The organism is Candidatus Buchananbacteria bacterium (assembly GCA_013359225.1).
Classification (GTDB): domain Bacteria; phylum Patescibacteriota; class Patescibacteriia; order Buchananbacterales; family UBA6539; genus JABWCG01.
The window spans coordinates 194,932-215,585 of sequence record JABWCG010000001.1 but is presented as its reverse complement, the minus strand read 5'-3'; the positions used below and the strand labels follow the sequence as shown (position 1 = coordinate 215,585).

23 protein-coding genes are annotated in these 20,654 nt (G+C 42.0%); 7 read left to right on the top strand and 16 right to left on the bottom strand.

What is annotated here, in order from left to right:
- Positions 1–9: 9 nt before the first annotated feature.
- The 5 genes from HUU49_01215 to HUU49_01195 form a co-directional block, all read right to left on the bottom strand.
- Positions 10–294: a DUF3467 domain-containing protein gene (locus tag HUU49_01215; GenBank protein ID NUM25227.1), complete on the bottom strand. Its 285-nt coding sequence runs from the start codon at positions 292–294 to the stop codon at positions 10–12.
- A 97-nt stretch (positions 295–391) separates the two neighbouring features.
- A complete protein-coding gene (dnaK, locus tag HUU49_01210; protein ID NUM25226.1) occupies positions 392–2,278 on the bottom strand; it encodes a molecular chaperone DnaK in 1,887 nt (628 codons plus the stop codon).
- Positions 2,279–2,403: 125 nt separating this feature from the next.
- Positions 2,404–2,829 (bottom strand): Hsp20/alpha crystallin family protein, encoded by a 426-nt coding sequence (locus HUU49_01205; GenBank protein NUM25225.1) that lies wholly within the window; start codon positions 2,827–2,829, stop codon positions 2,404–2,406.
- A 32-nt stretch (positions 2,830–2,861) separates the two neighbouring features.
- A complete protein-coding gene (locus tag HUU49_01200) occupies positions 2,862–3,356 on the bottom strand; it encodes a nucleotide exchange factor GrpE (protein ID NUM25224.1) in 495 nt (164 codons plus the stop codon).
- Positions 3,357–4,055: a hypothetical protein gene (locus HUU49_01195; protein ID NUM25223.1), complete on the bottom strand. Its 699-nt coding sequence runs from the start codon at positions 4,053–4,055 to the stop codon at positions 3,357–3,359.
- Positions 4,056–4,207: 152 nt separating this feature from the next.
- Between HUU49_01195 and HUU49_01190 the strand changes: the two genes are divergently transcribed.
- Genes HUU49_01190 through prmC form a run of 4 tightly spaced genes read left to right on the top strand, consistent with a single transcriptional unit; the run spans position 4,208 to position 6,881 of the window.
- A complete protein-coding gene (locus HUU49_01190) occupies positions 4,208–4,606 on the top strand; it encodes a hypothetical protein (protein ID NUM25222.1) in 399 nt (132 codons plus the stop codon).
- 42 nt (positions 4,607–4,648) lie between these two features.
- Positions 4,649–4,942: a 50S ribosomal protein L31 gene (gene rpmE / locus HUU49_01185; protein NUM25221.1), complete on the top strand. Its 294-nt coding sequence runs from the start codon at positions 4,649–4,651 to the stop codon at positions 4,940–4,942.
- A gap of 54 nt (positions 4,943–4,996) precedes the next feature.
- Positions 4,997–6,040: a peptide chain release factor 1 gene (gene prfA, locus HUU49_01180; GenBank protein NUM25220.1), complete on the top strand. Its 1,044-nt coding sequence runs from the start codon at positions 4,997–4,999 to the stop codon at positions 6,038–6,040.
- Between the two features lies 1 nt (position 6,041).
- Positions 6,042–6,881, top strand: a complete 840-nt coding sequence (gene prmC / locus HUU49_01175; protein ID NUM25219.1) for a peptide chain release factor N(5)-glutamine methyltransferase — start codon at positions 6,042–6,044, stop codon at positions 6,879–6,881.
- Here prmC and HUU49_01170 read toward each other — a convergent pair.
- From HUU49_01170 to HUU49_01155, 4 genes are read right to left on the bottom strand one after another with little or no spacing between them, the layout of a single operon-like run.
- Positions 6,878–7,489, bottom strand: a complete 612-nt coding sequence (locus tag HUU49_01170) for a hypothetical protein (GenBank protein ID NUM25218.1) — start codon at positions 7,487–7,489, stop codon at positions 6,878–6,880. The genes prmC and HUU49_01170 overlap by 4 nt on opposite strands.
- A gap of 38 nt (positions 7,490–7,527) precedes the next feature.
- Positions 7,528–8,058 (bottom strand): class I SAM-dependent methyltransferase, encoded by a 531-nt coding sequence (locus tag HUU49_01165; GenBank protein ID NUM25217.1) that lies wholly within the window; start codon positions 8,056–8,058, stop codon positions 7,528–7,530.
- A 1-nt stretch (position 8,059) separates the two neighbouring features.
- Complete coding sequence (locus HUU49_01160) at positions 8,060–10,627, bottom strand: type IV secretion system DNA-binding domain-containing protein (protein NUM25216.1); 2,568 nt, start codon at positions 10,625–10,627, stop codon at positions 8,060–8,062.
- 1 nt (position 10,628) lies between these two features.
- Positions 10,629–11,132 carry a hypothetical protein gene (locus HUU49_01155; GenBank protein ID NUM25215.1) on the bottom strand — a complete coding sequence of 168 codons (504 nt, stop codon included), beginning with the start codon at positions 11,130–11,132 and terminating at the stop codon, positions 10,629–10,631.
- 94 nt (positions 11,133–11,226) lie between these two features.
- On the opposite strand from HUU49_01155, the gene corA reads away from it, so the two are divergent.
- The 3 genes from corA to HUU49_01140 all read left to right on the top strand — a co-directional run bounded on the left by corA (position 11,227) and on the right by HUU49_01140 (position 12,724).
- A complete protein-coding gene (corA, locus tag HUU49_01150) occupies positions 11,227–12,159 on the top strand; it encodes a magnesium/cobalt transporter CorA (protein NUM25214.1) in 933 nt (310 codons plus the stop codon).
- A 166-nt stretch (positions 12,160–12,325) separates the two neighbouring features.
- Complete coding sequence (locus tag HUU49_01145; GenBank protein ID NUM25213.1) at positions 12,326–12,502, top strand: hypothetical protein; 177 nt, start codon at positions 12,326–12,328, stop codon at positions 12,500–12,502.
- Between the two features lie 84 nt (positions 12,503–12,586).
- The gene (locus HUU49_01140) at positions 12,587–12,724 is read left to right on the top strand and encodes a hypothetical protein (GenBank protein ID NUM25212.1); all 138 of its coding nucleotides are present in this window, start codon (positions 12,587–12,589) and stop codon (positions 12,722–12,724) included.
- 88 nt (positions 12,725–12,812) lie between these two features.
- On the opposite strand, the gene HUU49_01135 is transcribed toward HUU49_01140, so the two are convergent.
- From HUU49_01135 to rsmH, 7 genes are all read right to left on the bottom strand, one after another.
- Positions 12,813–13,940, bottom strand: coding sequence for a glycosyltransferase (locus HUU49_01135; protein ID NUM25211.1), 1,128 nt, complete (start codon positions 13,938–13,940; stop codon positions 12,813–12,815).
- 2 nt (positions 13,941–13,942) lie between these two features.
- Positions 13,943–15,340 (bottom strand): cysteine--tRNA ligase, encoded by a 1,398-nt coding sequence (locus tag HUU49_01130; GenBank protein NUM25210.1) that lies wholly within the window; start codon positions 15,338–15,340, stop codon positions 13,943–13,945.
- An 82-nt stretch (positions 15,341–15,422) separates the two neighbouring features.
- A complete protein-coding gene (locus HUU49_01125; protein NUM25209.1) occupies positions 15,423–16,097 on the bottom strand; it encodes a CDP-alcohol phosphatidyltransferase family protein in 675 nt (224 codons plus the stop codon).
- A gap of 91 nt (positions 16,098–16,188) precedes the next feature.
- A complete protein-coding gene (locus HUU49_01120) occupies positions 16,189–17,496 on the bottom strand; it encodes a UDP-N-acetylmuramoyl-tripeptide--D-alanyl-D-alanine ligase (GenBank protein ID NUM25208.1) in 1,308 nt (435 codons plus the stop codon).
- A 7-nt stretch (positions 17,497–17,503) separates the two neighbouring features.
- Entirely contained in the window at positions 17,504–19,243 is a 1,740-nt protein-coding gene (locus tag HUU49_01115; protein NUM25207.1) for a penicillin-binding protein 2, read from the bottom strand.
- An 80-nt stretch (positions 19,244–19,323) separates the two neighbouring features.
- Positions 19,324–19,686 carry a hypothetical protein gene (locus HUU49_01110; GenBank protein ID NUM25206.1) on the bottom strand — a complete coding sequence of 121 codons (363 nt, stop codon included), beginning with the start codon at positions 19,684–19,686 and terminating at the stop codon, positions 19,324–19,326.
- Between the two features lie 29 nt (positions 19,687–19,715).
- Positions 19,716–20,654, bottom strand: coding sequence for a 16S rRNA (cytosine(1402)-N(4))-methyltransferase RsmH (gene rsmH, locus HUU49_01105; protein NUM25205.1), 939 nt, complete (start codon positions 20,652–20,654; stop codon positions 19,716–19,718).

Below are 20,654 nucleotides of genomic sequence, written 5' to 3'. Positions count from 1 at the left end.
AACGCGCCGTTACTCCGTTCGAAAACCAATTTCTTGCTTAGGGCTTTCCGCTTCCTGAACTTTGCCAAAACTGCCTTCATACTTCTTCAAACTTTCTTCCAGTGCTTTAATCAAACGTTTAAGGTGTCCAGGATTAGTCATGATTTTTCCCACTACCCGTCCGGTTGGGCCGGCGATATTCAAAAACGTCAGCATAAATTCTTCCTTACTGTATCCAACCTGCATCGCGTTAGCATATTCCGCACCGGCAAATGTATCGCGAATTTGAATTTTTTGCTCTGGAGTTTGTGTCATATGATTTTTAATATTTTATCTCCTTAGTATACCAAAGTTGTTTCAAAGTGTCAGGCGGGGCTTGCTTGTCACCCCGCCTGATTTCACTGATTAAATCTTACTTTGCGTCTTCAACTTCACCTTCGACCGCTTCACCCTTAGTACCGGCCCCGGGTTCGGCCTGAGACTGATCGGCATTGGGCTGAGCCGAACCATACATCGCCTGACCAATCTTTTGCGCTTCCGTACTTAATTCCTCGCTCGCTTTTTTAATGGCGTCCAAATCATCCCCGTCTTTAACTTTTTTAAGTGCCTCAATTTTTTCTTCAATCGGTTTTTTCTGGTCCGCCGGAATTTTATCACCGGCATCTTTTAAGGCTTTCTCCGTGGAAAAAATCAACGTCTCGGCAATATTTCTGGTTTCAGCCAGCTCTTTCTTTTTCTTATCTTCCTCAGCATGACTTTCAGCGTCTCGTTTCATTTTTTCAATTTCTTCTTTGGACAAACCGGAACTGGCGGTGATAGTAATCTTTTGTTCTTTGCCAGTGCCTTTATCTTTAGCACTAACGTTTAAAATACCATTAGCATCAATGTCAAAGGTAACTTCGATCTGCGGCACGCCGCGTGGTGCCGGTGGAATACCGTCAAGAATAAAGCGTCCGAGCGTTTTGTTGTCCGGAGCCATCGGCCGCTCACCTTGCAAAACATGAATTTCAACGCTTGGCTGATTGTCAGCGGCGGTTGAAAACACCTGAGATTTTGAACTTGGAATCGTGGTGTTTCGCTCAATTAACGGCGTCATCACCCGACCCAAGGTTTCTAGTCCCAAAGTTAACGGCGTAACATCAAGCAACAGTACGTCTTTAACATCGCCCTGCAAGACTCCAGCCTGCACTGCCGCCCCCAGCGCCACTACTTCATCCGGGTTAACTGAGATGTTTGGTTTCTTGTTAAAAAGTTTTTCAACGGTTTTTTGAACCAATGGCATGCGGGTCATACCGCCGACCAAAATCACCTCTTCAATGTCTTTAGCTTCAAGTTTGGCATCTTTCAAAGCCGCCTTACACGGTTCGAGCGTTCGCTCAACCAATCCGCCGACTAATTCTTCTAGCTTTGCGCGGGTCAATTTCATCACCAAGTGCTTTGGTCCGCTACTGTCAGTAGTAATGAATGGCTGGTTGATTTCTGATTCTTGAGCCGTAGAAAGTTCAATCTTAGCCTTTTCCGCCGACTCTTTAATGCGCTGTAACGCCAACGGATCCTTACCAAGATCAATGCCATTTTCTTTTTTAAATTCACTAATTACCCATTCAATAATTACCTGGTCAAAGTCATCACCACCCAAGTGAGTGTCCCCATTAGTTGATTTAACCTCAACCGTGTCTTCCGAAACTTCCAAGACTGAAACGTCAAAAGTACCACCACCTAAATCATACACAACAATCTTTTGCCCTTTCTTTTTGGCAAAGCCGTACGCTAAGGCTGCGGCGGTCGGTTCGTTGATAATCTGCCTGACAGTCAAACCGGCGATTTCACCGGCATCTTTAGTGGCGCGACGCTGCGCATCGTTAAAATAGGCCGGTACGGTAATAATCGCTTCAGTAATTTTTTCACCAAGCTTACTTTCCGCGTCCGCTTTTAATTTCTGCAAAACCATCGCAGAAATTTCCTGTGGCGTGTACTCCTTATCTTTCATTTTCACTTTAACGCCGTCGCCGCTTTTAACAATCTTATACGGCATTAACTTAACGTCTTTTTGTACCTCGGCGTCTTCCCAACGTCGGCCAATCAAACGCTTAACCGAAAAAAGTGTATTTTCCGGATTAGTAACTGCCTGGCGCTTCGCCAGCTGTCCGGCCAGCCGCTCGTTTGATTTGCTGATTGCCACCATTGACGGCGTGGTTCGGTTGCCTTCGGCATTTTCGATGATTTTTGGTTCGCCACCTTCAACGACAGCCATCGCTGAGTTTGTCGTTCCTAAATCAATTCCTAGAATTTTTCCCATAGTATTTAATGATTAATTATTTTAATTATTGATTAATATACCCCGGACCGATTAACTAATGTTTTAATTACCCGGTCCGGACCCGCCCAGCGGCTAGAGGCTGGGCGGTGAGCCGGATGAAAAAATTACTTCTTGTCTTTTGGCGGCGCCACTTTTACTTTAATCGTTTTTGGTTTTGCTTCCGGCGCTTTTGGAATGGTGATCTTTAACAACCCCTCAATCGACTCGGCCTCCGCGTCCGCTGAAACAACATGAGCCGGCAAAGCCACTGAACGAAAGAAACTTCCCGAGCGAATTTCTTTGCGGTAATAATTTTTATCGTCAACCTCTGATTCCCGCTTAACTTTACCCTTGATCGTTAAGACATCGTTTTCAATTGAAATTTCGACGTCTTTTGGGTCAATTCCGGCCAGCGGCGCTTCCACCACAACATTGTCTTTTGTTTCATAGACATCAATGGCTGGGGCAAACCCCGAAGCACCGTGGTCGGAGATAAATTTTTCCATTTCCTCAAATGGCTCAAGGAATGGCGTCCATTTAATGATAGGCATATCTACCTCCTTAAAATTAATTATTAATTATTTTATTCGGCAACTTTGACTTGTGCCGGGTTAATTACTTTATTATGCAATGTATAGCCTGACTTCACCTCTTCAACAATAATGCCGCTTGACACACCGTCACGTTTTTCAGTCACTAGCGCTTCATGAAGCTGAGGATCAAATTTCTGGCCAACTGTTTGAATTTCCTCAATTCCTAGTCGCTTAAAAAATTCCTGAAATTGATTTTTAATATGACCAAGTCCCACCACCCAATCCGCGGTTTTTTGATCATCGGGCACGTGTTGCAACGCCAATTTAAAATGGTCAAAGATTGGTAACAATTCAGCCAGCAGGGCGGCGTTAGCAAATTGAGCCATTTCCTGCACCCGCTTTTCCGACTCTTTTTTCAAATTGGAGTAATCGGCTTTAGCACGGCGCCAACCGTCAAGGTACTCTTGCATTTTATGTTTTAACTCTTCAACTTCCGTTTCTAAACTTTTTTCATCACGGTCCGGAATATCATGTGGCGTAGTCATTTATTTTAAATTATTGATTAATTGCTGGCTGAAGCTAATCAGGCTAAAATTATTCTGGTAATCCATCCTCATTGGTCCAATAATACCAATCATCCCCTCTATCTTATCAGTGCGATATTTGGCAATAACCGAACTGCAATCGCGGGCAAATGGATTTTTGGCGCCGATACTCACCACCACATTTTCGCTGATGGTTGAAAAAATTTTGCCAATCACCTTGTCAAGATGGTCAATTGTTCGGGTTAGGTCATACATCAACTGCTGGTGAGCAAACTCCGGCTGGGAAAAAAGATTTGAAATACCTGTATAAAAAAAATCATTATCTGCAAAAGCTACGAATACCGCCTGATTGGAAATTTCTGCCAGCGCCTTAGCGCCGGATTTAATCGCATAATTATTAAAGTCGTTTGGTTCAAAATATTTAGCCAATATCTCCTGCTGTCGTTTTGACGGCGGCTGGGGTTTCAAAAAATTGTCAACAAAATACTGATAGCCTTTTTCGGTTGGCATCCGGCCGGCTGAAGTATGAGGATGGTAAATGTACCCCGACGCCTCAAGCTCTGCCATTTCATTCCTGATCGTTGCTGAACTTAGATCAAAATCACCAGACTCGGTAATAGCTTTTGAACTGACCGGCTGGGCGGTTTTTATGTATTGAACCGTAATGTTTTTTAGTAGTTCCTGGCGTCGTTCGTTCATAATAGTGTGATGATTAGCACTCTACCTTTAAGAGTGCTAATTCTATAGTAGCGATTCAAAAAAAACTTGTCAAGACAAAAGGAGGCCTTCCTTCCCCCTGCCTTCTTTGAGTGGCAAATTGCCCAAAAAAATGCTACAATACCAATGGATTTATGAACAAACACAACGCGACCATTCGTCACCGGTTGATTCTTAAAGGAATTTTGAACCTCTGGACCATCGTCACCATAACAATGTTTATGGTCGATTTTATTTCTGGAAACGGCTATGACACTTCCGTCAGCGCTATAGGGGTAATTTACCTCATCATCTTGGGAATCTACGTCAGTGACAAAGAATACAGCCGCTGGCAAAATAATTTTGCCTCCCGCTTCCTGGGTGAGGGTTTTGTCATTGTGTGGACAGTAATGATGGTGCTATTTGTCGTTTTAGCACCCCTGTCAGACGGGCGTTTCAGAATTCCGGCGGAATTTGCCTTTATTTACACCAGTGTTATTGGCACCTTTGCCATCACCATGCATTCAAAAGCCTTAAAAGAGCGGAAAAAATAGCCGCTCTTGTCAAAATTAAGCCAATGTGGTAGTGTTAAATTCATGAAAAAAGAAATTCACCCAAAGTATTATTCTGACGCGAAAGTTACCTGTGCCTGCGGTAATACTTTTACTGTTGGCTCAACTCAAAAGGAACTAAACGTTGAAATCTGTTCAATGTGTCATCCTTTTTATACCGGCAAGCAAAAACTGCTTGATACTGCCCGACGAGTTGAAAAATTCCAGGAACGACTTGCCAAGAAAGAAACGGCGGCCAGCACCCGAAAAGGCAAAAAGACAAAACGCCAGAGCCGGACTGCCAAGACTGGAACCAAAACTTCCAAAAAAGAACAGTAACTACTCTAACTGCGAAACTCCTTTTTTAAAAGGAGTTTTGTTATAGATAAAACAATGGACAAAAAATTCCTCGAAATCAAAGAACGGTATAACCAACTTAGCCTTGAACTTGCGGACACGGCGGTGATTAATAATCCCGAAAAGCTAAAAAACGTGTCTCAAGAATTCAGCCGGCTTGAAGGCGCCATTAAAAAAATTAATGAGTTGGAGAAAATTGAACGGCAGCTTGCGGAAAGTGAGGCAACGATTAACCAAGACGAAGATAGTGATCTAATTATGATTGCTCAGGAGGAAATTTCCGGCCTCAATGAATTAAAAGCAAAACTGGAGTCAGATATTCTAGACATCGTCACCCCGCCAGACCCGATGGATCAAAAAAATATTATCATTGAAATCAGGGCCGGTACCGGCGGTGATGAAGCAGCACTCTTTGCGGCAGAGCTTTTTCGGATGTATTCCCGCTATGCGGAAAGTCAGAAATGGAAAACAAAAATTTTAAGCTCTAATCGAATTGGCATTGGCGGTTTTAAAGAAGTTATTTTTGAAATTGCCGGCAATCAAGTTTATAAAAATCTCAAGTATGAAAGCGGTGTTCACCGCGTCCAGCGGGTCCCGGAAACCGAAAAAAGCGGCCGGGTCCACACTTCCGCCGCCACCGTAGCAGTCTTACCGGAAGCTGAGGAAGTTGACATTGAAATCAAGCTTGAAGATTTACGAATTGATGTTTTTCGAGCAGGCGGACACGGCGGTCAAAGCGTCAATACCACTGACTCAGCAGTACGAATCACCCATTTACCTACCGGCACGGTAGTTTCTTGCCAGGACGAAAAATCTCAACAACAAAATAAGGCCAAAGCGCTCCAAATTTTACGCTCACGAATCTTAGCATCGGAACAGGAAAGGATTGCCAAGGAGCGGGGCGAATCACGTAAACTGCAGATTGGTTCAGGTGACCGATCGGAAAAAATTAGAACCTATAATTTCCCCCAGGACCGTGTTACCGATCACCGTATTAAACAAAATTTCAACCAGATTGAACTGATTATGGATGGTAAAATTGAACCAATCATCGAGGCTCTCAAACAAGCCGATCGATAATATGACTATCGCCAGCGCCTTAGCGCGAGCAATGAACACAATTAATAGTTCATCAGCCTCTCTTGATGCAGAGGTTTTATTATCTTTTGTTTTAAAAAAACCAAAAGAATTCTTCTACACTTATCCTGAAAAATTGCTAACCAAAGCTCAGGAAAAAAAATTTGATCAACTGATCAAGCGGCGAATAAAACACGAGCCGATTGCTTACATAACCGGTGAAAAAGAATGGTTTGGTCTTGATTTTTTTGTTAATCGAGATGTCCTTATCCCTCGACCGGAAACCGAATTACTGGCCGAAGAAGCAATCAACCTGGTAAAAAAAAGAAGTGTTACCATTGCCGATATTGGCACCGGTTCGGGCTGTATCAGTATAGTACTGGCTAAACAATTGCCCAACGCCAAAATCTACGCCACGGACATTTCCGCAAAAGCCCTGACAATTGCCAAAAAGAATAACCGCCGCCATCAAACTGACATCAAATTTTTTAAAGGCAATTTGCTCCTGCCGCTAAAAAACAAAAAAATTGACATCATCGTGTCAAATTTGCCGTACGGCAGCACAAAAATTTGGAAAAACCTTTCTGTCCAACAGCAAAAAGGTTTATCCTATGAACCAAAAATTGCCTTATATACGACAAACTCTGGATTAACCAAGTACGAAGAATTATTCAAACAAGTTAAGAAATACCATGTTAAACCCAAAACCATTATCATCGAGATTGATCCGACCCAAAGTCGTCTCATTACTCAGATTATCCGCCGGCAATTTCCCAAAGCAAAAATTGACATAAAAAAAGACCTAGCCAAACTAGATCGGATTGTCATTGTCACGATTGCCTAAGAAGACTTGATTATATTTTCAACCGCCGCCCAGCGGCTACCCCCTTCTTTTGGAACTAAAATTACCACCTCATCGCCCGGCATGCCGTGAAAGTAAGTAACTGAAGCGGTTAAAAGTTTCCACCGTTTTTTACCGTCAACAGCATACCATTCACTATTTGCCTGATCTTGAGCCAAAGTAGCAACCATCTGTTTGCGTTCCACCGGACCAATTTGTTTATAAACAAAAGAACCATCCTTCGTGATGGTTAATTTTAATATGTCGCCTTCAACCAGCTTAGACTTTGAAGCATAATTTGCCGGCATGTTATATTCAAGTCCGTCACCACCGACCATTTTTTCACCATTAAACACCCCTTCAATGATTCGTTCGCTGCCGTTATCCGTACCGATAAACCCCTTTGATGCCTCATTAGCATCCTGCAAAGTTCGCAAAAGACTCTCTGAATCAATATGTCGTTCTTTTAATAAATTCAAAGTTTTTTTAATATTGGCCTGAGTATTTTCTAAAATATCGCGAAGCAAATCTAAATGACGAAGCACCTCTTCTTCGTTTAGCTCTTCAATGTCAATGTCGTCTTGGGTATTTTTTTTAATTTTTCCAGTCATTTTATTTTTTGCCCCTTTTTGATTTTTTTTATTTTGACCTACCGATACAGATAAATGGACGTTTCTCCAGGCCCTTTACTCACTTTCTCCGGCTCCCAATCAGGAATTTTGAAGGCGTAGGAAACGATGCGACAATTTTTATTTTTTTCTTTTTGAAATTTTGGTTTCAATTTTTTCATTGCTTCCGGTGTCAGGAATACACAAATAACGTCCGCCTGACTCAAATCCTGATTGAAAAAATTATTATACTTAAGCTTAGCTTTCTTACTTAAGCCAAGTACCTTTATTTTAATATAACCCCACAGAAATGGCAAGACTGCAACCTCAAAACCGGTTGCGGTTGCGCCAAATTCTTTAGCAGCAATAATGATAATTCGGCCGTCACCGGCACCTAAATCGTACACTGTTTCGCCTGGCTTTACTTCGGCCAATTCCAACATTCGACGAACATCTTTTTTCCAAAGCGGCACCCATGGTGCGGCTAACACACCACCCAAAGCAAACGTTCCCAAACCCAACAGAATAAACGGGATGAAAAATAACCAAAATAAAAAGGCAGCACTAGCCATATTATAAAGACCTTTCAACGGATTGGGTACCAGTTATCCCTAAGCGACTGCGTTTAACAATCTCAGTTTCAATTTGCTGGCGATCACGACCGTATTTAAAACGCGAAAACTCAATAATATCCTCAACACCCCGCACGTCGCCATGAGCGGGCGGAAACGTGTGAATGTTGAAAGCTTTTCGTGGCTGGTTATCAACCAAAAGCCTGATATAAGCATTAAATTTCTCAATATTCATCAAGTCATATTCATCAACAACCGGCGCCATCTGTTTGGCAATAACTTCCGCATCTTCAACACCAATTCGAAATGACATCAATGTGCCGACATTCCCAAAAATTGCGTCTTTAATTTTATCACCGTAGCTCTTGCCTTCCGGCCCCGAACCTTCAGTCAGTTGACCAATATACTGATGAGCCAAAATCAAATTCAGTTTGTATTTTCTGGCTTCCGCTAAAATTGTTGCCACGCTGTCAGTAATGAAATTTTGGAATTCATCAATATACAAATAAAAATCCTGCCTGGTGTTTTCCGGAATATCAGTGCGCGACAGCGCCGCCATTTGTAATTTTGCAACAATAATTAATCCAAGCAAGTTGCTATTTACCTCACCCACTCGCCCCTTTGACAAGTTAACCAGGAGAATTTTTTGCTGATCCATAATTTCCCGGAAATTAAACCCGGATTTCGGCTGGCCAATAATGTTACGAACCATGCTGTTTTCAATAAACCGGCCAATCTTTGAAATCAAGTAGCCAAGCATTTCCGACTTATGAAAATCGGAAGTTTTCGCCATTTCTTGTTCCCAGAACGAACGAACCATCGGATCAGTAACTTTACCGAGCTTATAGCGCTGAAATTCACGATCGGTAAAAATTCGAGGGATTTCTACAATCGTACCAGGGTCCTTTTTATCCGCCATTAAAGTCAGCATGGCATTTCTCATGTTATGTTCAAACATCGGGCCAATCATTGACGGATCAGTGACCAATTTATAAAAAATAGCGATTAATTCCTGAATGGCAAAATCCTGTTGTTCAATAGTCTCAGCTTCCAACATATTCAAACCAATCGGTCGGTTGGTATCGGCTGGATTAAAATAGATCACCTCATCAATTCGTTCCTTGGGGATGCTTTCTAAAATCGACTCCACCAAACTGCCATGCGGATCAATCACACAAACTCCCTTGCCGGCCCTAATGTCTTGAATTGCCAAATTGCTCATCAACACCGATTTACCAGTACCGGTCATGCCGATGATGTACATATGCCGCCGGCGATCATCCGGGGCTAGATAAATATTTGATTTCTTGCCGCGATAAATATTTTCTCCCAGCAATAAACCATTTGATGACAGCCCGACAGCGGGCGGTAATTTTTTGGCCAGAAGCCACTGGATATTAGGTGTCTCTAAAAATGGCGTTGGAAAATGATACAGACTGGCCAGTTCTTCAATATTCAAAATTAATTTCTGACTTTCCCGATAGTGGCGATAAATAAAATCTTTAATCAGCCTATTTGAAGATTCCTTAATCAATTTAAAACTGTTGCCATATTCATAATAATTAAATTGGGAAAAAGAGTTCACAACATTTTTCAGATATACCTCTGCCGATGTCTTATCTTTAGCAGAAACAATAATTCTAATATTACAGTCCAATCCGGCTTTCGAAGTTTTTTCTTCCAAACCCTTCACTAGCTCCTGCTGCATCGGGGACAGTCCGGAAGTAGTTTCCCCTTTTTCTTGCCGCTGTTGCGGTGTTTTAGTACTAAAAAAATTAACCACCTTAGCGAGACTAATCGTTTTAGTGGCATCAATTGCCTCAGATAAGCTGCGGCCCTTCTGAAGCTCGGTAGCCACTTTTGATCCGATCCGATGCCAGCGCTTATGGCTTGACCGAGCGATAATTTGTAGTGCAATACCATCACCAGGTTCAATAGTACTCAAACTGTTTGTTACGGCGTTTAGTGGATCTGAATTAAGATCCAGATAACTTTTAATCGGAAACATGAAACTCCGAGAAAATTTCAAATATCCGGACAACACTTGCGATTGCGGCCCAAAAATATTATAGTCTTCAACTTCAGTCAAATTAGCTTCGGGGTACTGGGCTAAAATCTGCTGTTCCATATACCCCTGTAAATATTTTGGAGTGGCCACATAAAAAGAAATTTGCTGGTGTTTAGCGACAATTTCCAAAGAAAAATGATCAGACCGACCCCACAACCAGGCTTTAAACCCCTTTTGCGGCGCCTGGCCGCCCAGTGTTGCCAGCCAACTTTCGGCCACAGAAATTTGGTTTTTCAACTGTTCAATAGTTTCTTCCTGATCGGCCGAATCAGAAGATTCTTTTGGCACCGTTACCAATAAAACCACTTTTGCAAACGAATCCGGCATAAAACTCTTTGATCGAAGCAAAAGACGAACTAAGTAAAACAAAATAATCACTAAAACAACCAGCACCGCTAAATCTAGAGCAACAAAAAAATAAGACTGGTCGATTGCAACTTCCGGTGCAAGGTTTGGATAGTTAGGTTTTGGCACACCCGCCTGGATTGCAAAAAGACTCATCTTATTTTTTAAGTCTTAAAATTTTATCCGTTTTGATTTTTGCTTCCTGCTCAACAAAAAATTTATTGACCCCTGGCATTAGTCTTAACCACTTAAAAATGAGTTTGAAAATATTTCTTGCCTCATCTTTGGTTTTTAGCAACAGCTGATCAATTTTTTTGGCAATCTGTTCACCTTCCAGTTTAAATTCTTTCTGCTTGGTCGCAGACATTTTAAAATAAGCGTCGGCCAAGTCTTCCTCTAAAATTGCCTCAATCTTAACTAAGCTTTCACTTTTGAGTTCGGCTATTGGGGCTGGTGCCTGACTAGCAGGAATCGAATTTGGCGCCGGCTGTCTGAAAGACGGCTTTTCTGTTTCCGACCCAAAACCGGGCTTTTCCTGAGCCTGCTCAAATCCGGTTTCTTTAATTTCCTTACCGCTTACCTCGCCGGAAGAAAGAGTTTCACCTGGATTGAGCCTTTCCTGATCAGGATTAACAAATTTATTACTTGGTTTTAACGCCATATGACCAAATTATACTATAAATAGGGCTAAAAAACAAACCTATTTATCAGGCCAATGCTTTTATGATATACTTTTTATAATAAGCAAAAAAAATATGCCAAAAGTCCAAAAAGTTTCATTTGCCCATTTTGACTGGATTAACATCACCGACCCCAGCGAAACAGAAATTAACCAATTAGGTCAGGAATACAAATTTCACCCGCTAGACCTGGCTGATTGTATTTCCACCAGTCACCGTAGCAAAATTGACGTGTACCAAAAATACACTTTTTTAGTACTCCTGTTTCCTGTTTTTGACGAAAAAAATCGACAAATTGACTCGACTGAATTTAATATTTTTATCAGTAAAAACTACCTTATCACCATCAACCGCGGAAATCTGAAAATTTTTACTGATTTTTTTGATTTATTCAGAGTCAGTTCCGATATGCGGCAAAAATATGATGATAAATCACCGGAAAAGCTGCTCTATGAAATGCTGCATAAAATCTTTTATTACATTTTCCCAATGATTGATCACTTAAGTGAAGACTGCGACAATATTGAAAATGCCATTTTCGCCGGCAAAGAAAAAAAGATGGTTTCAGAAATTTTGGTCATCAGGCGAAACATTACGGATTTTCGTAAAATTATGCAGGTGCATAAAAACGTTTTGAAAAAATTAATTTATAACCTCAAAGACAGCCCGCTGTTTGTAATGAAAAAAACCGACGCTTACTTTGAAAGTCTGCTTGATTACACCAAAGAAATTTGGGACACGTTAGAAAATCTTAAAGAACGTATTGAAGCCCTTCAGCAAACCAACGAATCACAAATCCAATTTCGACTTAATGATATTATGAGAATCTTAACCATTATCTCGGTTATTGTCTTTCCGGTAACGCTTCTGGCGGGAATTTTTGGTATGAATACCACACATTCAATGCCATTTTTAAATAACGAATTTGGTTTCTGGTATATTATTGGGATCATGGTTTGTATTGTCCTGGGGATGCTGCTGTTTTTCAAAAAAAAGCGTTGGTTATAGCATAATTTATCTTAAATAAGCCAAAAAATCCTCATGTAAGAGGATTTTTTATTGACAAAAAATATAATTTATAGTATAATAAGGTCTAAGTGTTATGTTCCTTTACCTGGTCACTAACCATGACCCTAAAACAGGGTTCAGCAAGAAATAGGAGCACGAAACAAGGATGATTGTACAGTGTTGTGTCTGCAAGAAGATCCACCTGAAAAACTGGTGGATTCGTTTTCCGCAGTGGTTTGTGCGGAAAATCTTTGGGGGAGATATCTCCCACGGCTACTGTCCAAAGTGTGCCGCTAAGGCATACGCCAAGCTGGACGAGTATCGAGCAACAACCAAAACGTAATAAGGAGAACCAGCCATGCCTCAATACGGAATCGCTATCATCGCTGGACAACGGGTCCCGGTCGAAATCGTGAAGATGGCGATCGTGGTCCGTCCTTTAGAAGGACACCTTGGCGACGGCATTGAGCCGGAGATCGAAGTAGATGGTAGACATCTCATCATCTGCAACGATCAGGCTGAAGCGGAAAAGTTCGCCAAAGCCAACGTCCCCGACGCCGCCTAGTCCAATCCTGAACCCTAACCAACGACCCCCGAGCAAAGACGACTGCGTCTACGCTCGGGGGTCAAATCATTTCTGCGCAAATTATTTTTTACTTTTGGGCGATTTTTTTTAGAACAAAATCAGCAACTGCGATCGCTGAATTCGGCCGGCCAATGCTTTTAGCTGCCTGGCGCATCAAAGCAATTTTGGCGGGGTCAGCTAAAAGCTCGCTGACCACTCCCCCAACCTCGTTAAAATCCTTCACCCGCACCGCCGCGCCCTTATCAACCAAATAGGTAACATTATCTTCTTCCTGACCCGGGATAACTTTATTGATAATCATAGGTAAGGCCTTAGCCATGCATTCTGACACCGTCAACCCTCCAGCTTTAGAGAAAATAACATCCGACACTGTCATAAGTTCATCCATGTTACTGACAAAACCAAATACTTTGGTGTTTGATTTTGTCTTTAAGTCGGACGACTCAATCGCCTCTTTCAAATCTTTGTCGCGACCAGCCACCACTAAAAACTGAACTTTGCCATGATGTTTTAACTCGACACTATTAATGACATTCTGCAGTGACTCGAAACTAAATTGTCCACCAACAATCAGCATGGTAAACAAATCACGTTGCAAACCGAACTTAGCCTGCAGTTCGGATCGGTTCAATTCTTGAGAAAATTTCAACTCAACCGGAATGCCGGTAACCACTACCTGCTCTGGTTTAACACCATAATTTTGCAAACACTTACCGACGTCATCAGTCGCCGTAAAATAGTAGTTTACTTCTTTATCGACCCAAAAACTATGACAACCAAAATCAGTGACCACCATTGACGAATAAATATCGATGACGTTAGCCTCTTTGGAATGGGAAATTAACCGCATTGGCAACGGATGGGTTGAAATAATAAAATCCGGATTGTATTTTTTGACGTATGGAATAAAATGCCCTTCAATCGCCAAGCGCGACAAAGCGGTCGGCAATTTCTGGCGGTTTGGATTGTTAAATTTTTTATACAGCCAGCCCCACATTTGTGGTTTTTTGGCGCTGACGTAATTATAACCATCAACAAAAAATTTCTTATACACGGTATTGGCGTAATCAATCACATCAATATTATTAACCTCCACTTCCGGATATTTTTGTTTGAAAGCGCTTTCAATCGCCCGGGCGGCAGAAACATGGCCCATGCCACCGGTGGCGTACACAATTAAAACTTTTTTTGGCATGATTATTTTTTTGTTTTAATAATAAACCCTTGCGCAGTGTCGGCGATTATATATCCGTCCTGCTCAATCTGCTTTCGCAAATTATCGGCCTTCACCCAGTCCTTAGCGGCCCGAGCGGCTTCACGTTCTTCGGCCACAGCCCTAATATGTTCCGGGATTAGTTGTTTTTTAGCCTGTTGCAAGCCCAACCCCAGTACAGTATCAAATTTTAACAACGTGCACTTCTTTGCGCCATCAGAAAAATCTTTATCTTTAACTAACTCCCAGACAATCGCCAAAGCCTTTGGCATATTTAAATCATCATTAACCACTTCTAAAAATCTCTTTTCATATTCCGCACATCCCGTTTTAGCGACCTTGCCATAATCAACTACCGTTTCCCAAAGTTTTAGCAAAGCGTTTTCTGCCGCCTGTAACGATTCCCAGGAAAAATTAAGTTTTTGCCGGTAGTGAGCCTGCAAACATAAATAACGATAGGCCAATGGCTCAAAGTCTTTATCAATTAGAGTTTGCAGCGTGATAAAATTTCCTTCGCTTTTTCCCATTCGAGCCGAATCAATAACCAGAAATTCACCATGGCACCAAAATTCAACTGATTTCTTTTTAGTTGCTCCTTCATTTTGAGCAATCTCATTGGTATGGTGAACCGGAACATGATCAATACCGCCGCAATGAATGTCAAAGTGTTCGCCCAAATATTTCATTGACATCGCGCTACATTCAATGTGCCACCCCGGAAAGCCTGTTCCCCACGGACTTGGCCAAACCATAACATGATTTTTATTTTCGCCAACCGCTTTAATCCACAACGCAAAATCTGTAGGATTCTTTTTCTCCCCCATCGCTACCCGCACACCCGCCTTTAGATCAACTTTTTCCAGTCCAGCCAGCTCGCCATAATTTTCAAGTTTGCTGGTGTCAAAATATATGCCGTCGGCTGTTTCATAGGTGTAGCCATTTTTTTCAATGCGCTGAATTAGCTTGATCATTTCCTCAACATGATCGGTAGCCTTGGTCCATTTATCCGGTTCGGAAATGTTAAGTAGCTTAATATCATGACGGAAAGCTTCGGTATATTTAGCAGCTAATTTCAAAAGGCTCTTGGCGGTAAAGTCCAGGTTCTCGCGCCTTAAAGCTTTCATCATTTTATCTTCACCCTCGTCGGCATCAGAAACCAGATGGCCCACATCCGTAATGTTTTCAATGTGGTTAACTTTATAACCATTGTACACTAACACTCGCTTTAAAATGTCTTCAAAAATATACGTCCGCAGATTACCAATATGAGCATAATCATAAACTGTTGGTCCACAGGTATACAGGCCAACAGTTCTATTTTTTAACGGCTTAAAATCTTGTTTTTTTCTAACTAAAGTATTAAAAAGTTTCAAATTTTCCATACATTGATTTTACCCGATTAAGGGGTTTTAATCAACCGCTTTTAAACAAAATAAAAAGGCTCAAAAGCTTGAGCCAAAACAACTAATGGTGCAATGACGAATCGGGAAAATTAAAGTGCCGTCGAAAGTTAAGAATCACGCTCGACAACCCAAACGCAAATCCTGCCCAGGCGATTTTCCAGGCCACTATTTGCCAAGCCGGCCAAATCGCCAGGATAATTCCGAAACTGTAACAAATCATCCCGACCTTGCCAAACACGTTTTCCGGCACCGCCTGCTCGTCTTGGTAGTATTTATACACCGCCACGACGATAACAACAGCAGCACCAATAACTGAAAGGATCACCAGTGGCCGGTCAATCGTCCAGAATTCCACCGCTCCAAGCGGCAGGATTAAGAACTTGTCAACCACCTTATCCATCAGTGAGCCAAACTTCGACTCCTTCCCCAGCGCCCGAGCAACCGGACCGTCAAACAAATCCGTCACGCAGGCAAAAATTACCAATGCCGCAAACCAGTTCTGGTTTTGGTAACCGGACACGCCGCACCAGAACAAATGATTAATCAGGTATAACGAGATACCAAACCGCAATAACGTCAAATGATTTGGCGAAAACCACCTCGGCCAACAGCGCTTCACGAACGGAATCAATATGCCTTCTTTGCAGTCGGCAAGCGATTCCAGAAAGTTTTCGATCAGCTGTTCAATCGAAGCAATCACGACAAACGGCGCAATAAACGTTTTCGGAGTTTTCATAGTCCCTGCTCCTTGATACGGGTTGCAAAAATAAAAAGACCAAACAACGGTCTTTTAGTTTATCATAATAAATTTTAAAGTCAACTACAATTTAAGCCAACCAGCTTGCATCCTGTCGCACCAAAAGCAAAGCTGCTTGTTCGGGGTTAGCCATTAATTCTTTAACTGCTTTTTCCATTCTCATTCCCTGAGAACCTTTGACTAAAACCACATCACCCTGACTAATCCGTTGCTGCAAAAATTTACCGGCTTCAACGCTATTTTTAAAATTAAAGCATCGATCTTTATCCATTCCCTCAGCCAGCGCACCACGAATAATATCGCGCGACATCTCACCGACAGTTATTAAATAATCAATACCCAGTTCGGCAACTTTTTTGCCGACCTCCTGATGAGCACTTTCAGTTTGTACACCCAATTCCAGCATATCGCCAAGTACAGCAAACTTGCTGTGAAACTCATCAAGATTAATAGCCGCCAGCTGCTCTAACGCTTTATGGCAAGCCAGCGGCGACGAGTTATACGTATCATCAATGATCAAACTGTTTTTAATGCCACTGATAATATGCATTCGTCCTTTCGGCGGTTCAAAATTCTTTAACGCCTCAACAATGGTGTGCAGATTTAAATCATAAATAATGCCAACGGCTGCTGCTGCCAACGAACTATACACCAAATGCCGGCCCAACACTTTTGGCAAAAGCACCGGAACGGTTTTACCCTGATATTTCAGTTTGAAACTAATACCTTGAATTGTGGAAACATCTCGATAATCAACTTCGTGGCTAACCGAAACTTCCAACGCCGAAATATCTGCCGCCGGGTTAAATCCATACGTGATGACTTTTGCGTCGGTTTTTCCAGCCATTGACCTGACCAGCTGGTCATCATAATTCAAAACAGCATAAGAAGTTTTTTTTAACGACCGAATTAACGAGCCTTTTTCTTTGGCAATGCCCTCTAGATTTTCATAAAACTCAAGATGAACTGCCGCCACTGAAGTCACCACCCCGATATTTACTGGAATAAAATTAGTCAGATACCGTATGTCTCCCGGACGATCGGCACCCATTTCTAAAACCAATATATTCGGATATTTTTTACTTTTGAAAATAAGCAACCGCAAAGCTTTAAGAAAAACTCCCAGCCACTTTAAAATTGATCTGCCGCCGGACTCTGAACCGATAATCGAAAGCGGAATCCCAAGCTCATTGTTATAGTTCTTTAAATTGGTTCCAACCGCATACGTTGATGACAACACCTGATAAATCGCCTCTTTAGTTGAGGTTTTGCCGACACTGCCGGTAACTGCCACCACCTCCGGCGAGTACTTACTCAAAATTGCCTGAGCAAAAATTCTCAAGGTTTGTTCAAGTATTTTTTTTAATTGACTTTTCATAGGTAGTTTAATAGTCCGGCGGAATTTGATAATAGTTTAACAGATATTCGGCAATTCGGCTAAATAACGGCCCGACGCTGTCGGATGCAAAGGCTGGGCCACGCTTGATTTTGTCCATTTTAATCAAAATGACAAACGCCGGATCAGTCACCGGGCCAAAACCAACAATTGTGTGAATTGTCTGATTGCTATATCCGCCGCCGGATGCGGGAATCAGTGCCGTTCCGGTTTTTGCCGCCAAATAATGGTTGGGAACTCTGGCTTTTTTGTCATAGCTACTTTCAACCACTTCGGTGAGCATGCCAGTAATAATCGCCGCTGTTTTTTGATCAATTACCTGTCTGACGGATTCTGGCTGTGTTGTTTTAATCTTATCCTTATTGTCAATTTTTTCAGCAACAATATAGGGCTTCATTAATAGCCCCTTATTGGCGATCGCCCCGTATGCTGCCACCAACTGAATTGGCGTGACGGTTAATCCGTGTCCGTAAGATGCTGTTAAATAATACACATCACCAGTGCGGTCTAAATTTTTGATATCACCAGGCATTTCTGTATCTAATTCAATCCCAGTGTTTTTACCAAACCCAAAATTCTTCACATATCTGGTAAAAGCCGGCGCACCAATTTGTTCAGCCGCAAACGCCAGGCCCAAGTTTAACGATTGCGCCAGCGCCTGAGTCATGGTCTGGACGCCATACGCCTTGTTGTCAAAATTTCTAATCGTATAAGGGCCCACTTTCAGTTCACCGGTATCTTCATAGGTAGTTTCCGGCGTAACCTTCCCCTCATTAAGGGCCGCAGACATGGTAATAGTTTTAAAGACTGAACCTGGCTCATACGCGCTAAAAACAGCAGGATTATTAAAATAATTAATATTTTCAACCTCGTTATAATTTTGCGGATCAAAGTCAGGGAAACTGCACATTGCTAAAATCGCTCCCGTTTTTGGATTGGCAATCACCACCGTTCCCGATTCGGCCTGATACCAATCATAAAACTCTTTCAATTTTTGGCAGGCGGTAAATTGGATATTGCGGTCAATTGTTAAAACTAAATCAGTTCCGTCTTCAGCCTGTTGCACTGACCGCGGCCCGATGGCGATTAATGAACCAAGTGCGTCTTTCATTGATTTAATCAAACCTGACTTACCTGACAATTCTTCATTAAAATATCCTTCCAGCCCATACTGCCCAACCGCCTTATCGTCTTTAGTACTAACAAAACCAAAAATATGCCCGCCAATTCCCGCTTCCGGATAATAACGATACGTTTCCGGTGAAAAGCCAATTCCCGCCAAATCCAAAGCTTTAATCTGGTCAACCTGCGTTTTAGTAACTTTGCGTTTAATTGGTTCATAAGGATCATCTTTTTTGGCAAGTTTCGGGAGCAATTCCTTCCATTCCGCTTCTTCCAATCCTAAAATTGGGGTAATTGAATCAACAACTTTGTTTGGACTTTCAATTTTTGACGGCTCGGCAAAAACTAAATAATATTCACGGTTAGTCACCAGCGGATACAACTGGTCTTTTTCTCTCACATAAATAGAGCCGCGTTCAGCGATCAAATTTTTATAGACTTCCTGGCGTTCCGATGCCATGACGGCATAAAACGAATGCTGCAGCACCTGCAGACTGAATAACCGGATGATAATCACAACCGCGACAAACAAGATAACTAAAAACAAAAGCGCCATTCTTTTCTCAAATGGGGACGAAAAAACTTCTGATTTTTTTTCGGCAATCATGCGCTAATTTTTTAAATAAACCCCGCGAAAACCAACGGGGTTTATTATTATTTTAGAAAAACGCTATTAGGAAGTCAAAATTATCGGGCAACCGCCACTGGGGTTGGGACTAAATATTCCGGCTGGCCAACGGCAACCATATTCAAACCGGTTACTTTCTCTTTAATCCGGCCCATCGATTGTAGGCTTAAAGTTTCAAGCTCTAAATCACTGTTAGCCTCCTGCAAATCACTGACTTGCTGCTCCAGTTCTTTAATCTGGTACCCCTTGGCTGCCAAACCGTTAACTTGTACCAAATACCCAACAGTCAACAGCAGCACTAACGACCCTAAAACAATGTTAAGCATCTTGATATTGACAAATCCAAGACGAATTACTGCTTTATTGTTTCTGGAGTTAACTTTCATGCCCTGTTTTTTAGCGAGGTTAGAAAACTTAGTCATATTTTTGGTTTTTGTTTTAATATTTTGGTCTAAATTTTTTCGGCCACCCGAAGTTTTGCACTCCGAGCCCGAGGATTTATTATAATTTCTTGGTTAGTCGGCACGACAGGCTTTTTGGTTATCACTCGCAGACTCTTTTTATGACCGCAGACACAAACTGGAGTTTGGGGCGGGCAAAGACAATCCCGGCTCTCTGTGCGAAAAAAATCTTTAACCGTTCGGTCCTCCAAAGAATGATAACTAATCACCGCTAGCCGTCCACCCTTAGCAAGAATACTCACTGCTGCCGGCAACACCGTTTTTAAATTATTCATTTCATCATTAACAGCAATCCGTAAAGCCTGAAAGATTTTAGTCGCCGGATTAGTCTTGGATTTGCCCCGATAAAACTGGTGATAGATTTCCGAGACAATTTCGACTAGCTGCGACGGTGAAGTAAATGGCCTGGTCATACGAACCTCGATTATTTTCTTGGAGATCGGACCGGCTAATCGCTCTTCACCGTAGTTTTTAAAAATGTCAATTAATTCACTTTGACTAAACTCGTTTAAAATATCGCGCGCGGTTATTCCTGACTGTGCTCCAAACCGCATGTCGAGCGTTCCCTCGGCCAAAAAACTGAAACCTCGTTTCTGATCCTGTAGTTGACCACTGGATAGGCCAAGGTCAAGTAGGACACCATCAATTTTAGTAAACTTCCATACATGGGCGATTTTGTTTATGTTTTTAAAATTATCTTTGACAAAAATGACATTTTTTTTGTACGGTGCTGTTGCCTTAGTTGCCGCCTCAATCGCAATCGGATCAAGATCTATGCCCAACACCTGACCGCCGGGAACTACCCGTTGCAATAAATTTTCCGTATGACCGGCGCCGCCCAGGGTACAATCAATAAACCGACCGCCTGGCTTTGGTTGCAAGTAGCCAATAACTTCCGCACTCAATACCGGCTCGTGAAAATCACGCAT

What these genes read in the sequence shown, in the direction of transcription:
- HUU49_01200 (NUM25224.1), bottom strand. Translation starts at nt 3,356, where the DNA reads ATGACTACGCCACATGATATTCCGGACCGTGATGAAAAAAGTTTAGAA.
- HUU49_01120 (NUM25208.1), bottom strand. Translation starts at nt 17,496, where the DNA reads ATGAAAAGTCAATTAAAAAAAATACTTGAACAAACCTTGAGAATTTTT.
- HUU49_01135 (NUM25211.1), bottom strand. Translation starts at nt 13,940, where the DNA reads ATGCCAAAAAAAGTTTTAATTGTGTACGCCACCGGTGGCATGGGCCAT.
- HUU49_01160 (NUM25216.1), bottom strand. Translation starts at nt 10,627, where the DNA reads ATGAGTCTTTTTGCAATCCAGGCGGGTGTGCCAAAACCTAACTATCCA.
- HUU49_01190 (NUM25222.1), top strand. Translation starts at nt 4,208, where the DNA reads ATGAACAAACACAACGCGACCATTCGTCACCGGTTGATTCTTAAAGGA.
- rpmE (NUM25221.1), top strand. Translation starts at nt 4,649, where the DNA reads ATGAAAAAAGAAATTCACCCAAAGTATTATTCTGACGCGAAAGTTACC.
- HUU49_01110 (NUM25206.1), bottom strand. Translation starts at nt 19,686, where the DNA reads ATGACTAAGTTTTCTAACCTCGCTAAAAAACAGGGCATGAAAGTTAAC.
- dnaK (NUM25226.1), bottom strand. Translation starts at nt 2,278, where the DNA reads ATGGGAAAAATTCTAGGAATTGATTTAGGAACGACAAACTCAGCGATG.
- HUU49_01145 (NUM25213.1), top strand. Translation starts at nt 12,326, where the DNA reads ATGATTGTACAGTGTTGTGTCTGCAAGAAGATCCACCTGAAAAACTGG.
- HUU49_01165 (NUM25217.1), bottom strand. Translation starts at nt 8,058, where the DNA reads ATGGCTAGTGCTGCCTTTTTATTTTGGTTATTTTTCATCCCGTTTATT.
- prmC (NUM25219.1), top strand. Translation starts at nt 6,042, where the DNA reads ATGACTATCGCCAGCGCCTTAGCGCGAGCAATGAACACAATTAATAGT.
- HUU49_01215 (NUM25227.1), bottom strand. Translation starts at nt 294, where the DNA reads ATGACACAAACTCCAGAGCAAAAAATTCAAATTCGCGATACATTTGCC.
- HUU49_01125 (NUM25209.1), bottom strand. Translation starts at nt 16,097, where the DNA reads ATGAAAACTCCGAAAACGTTTATTGCGCCGTTTGTCGTGATTGCTTCG.
- rsmH (NUM25205.1), bottom strand. Translation starts at nt 20,654, where the DNA reads ATGCGTGATTTTCACGAGCCGGTATTGAGTGCGGAAGTTATTGGCTAC.
- corA (NUM25214.1), top strand. Translation starts at nt 11,227, where the DNA reads ATGCCAAAAGTCCAAAAAGTTTCATTTGCCCATTTTGACTGGATTAAC.
- HUU49_01130 (NUM25210.1), bottom strand. Translation starts at nt 15,340, where the DNA reads ATGGAAAATTTGAAACTTTTTAATACTTTAGTTAGAAAAAAACAAGAT.
- HUU49_01195 (NUM25223.1), bottom strand. Translation starts at nt 4,055, where the DNA reads ATGAACGAACGACGCCAGGAACTACTAAAAAACATTACGGTTCAATAC.
- HUU49_01170 (NUM25218.1), bottom strand. Translation starts at nt 7,489, where the DNA reads ATGACTGGAAAAATTAAAAAAAATACCCAAGACGACATTGACATTGAA.
- prfA (NUM25220.1), top strand. Translation starts at nt 4,997, where the DNA reads ATGGACAAAAAATTCCTCGAAATCAAAGAACGGTATAACCAACTTAGC.
- HUU49_01115 (NUM25207.1), bottom strand. Translation starts at nt 19,243, where the DNA reads ATGATTGCCGAAAAAAAATCAGAAGTTTTTTCGTCCCCATTTGAGAAA.
- HUU49_01205 (NUM25225.1), bottom strand. Translation starts at nt 2,829, where the DNA reads ATGCCTATCATTAAATGGACGCCATTCCTTGAGCCATTTGAGGAAATG.
- HUU49_01155 (NUM25215.1), bottom strand. Translation starts at nt 11,132, where the DNA reads ATGGCGTTAAAACCAAGTAATAAATTTGTTAATCCTGATCAGGAAAGG.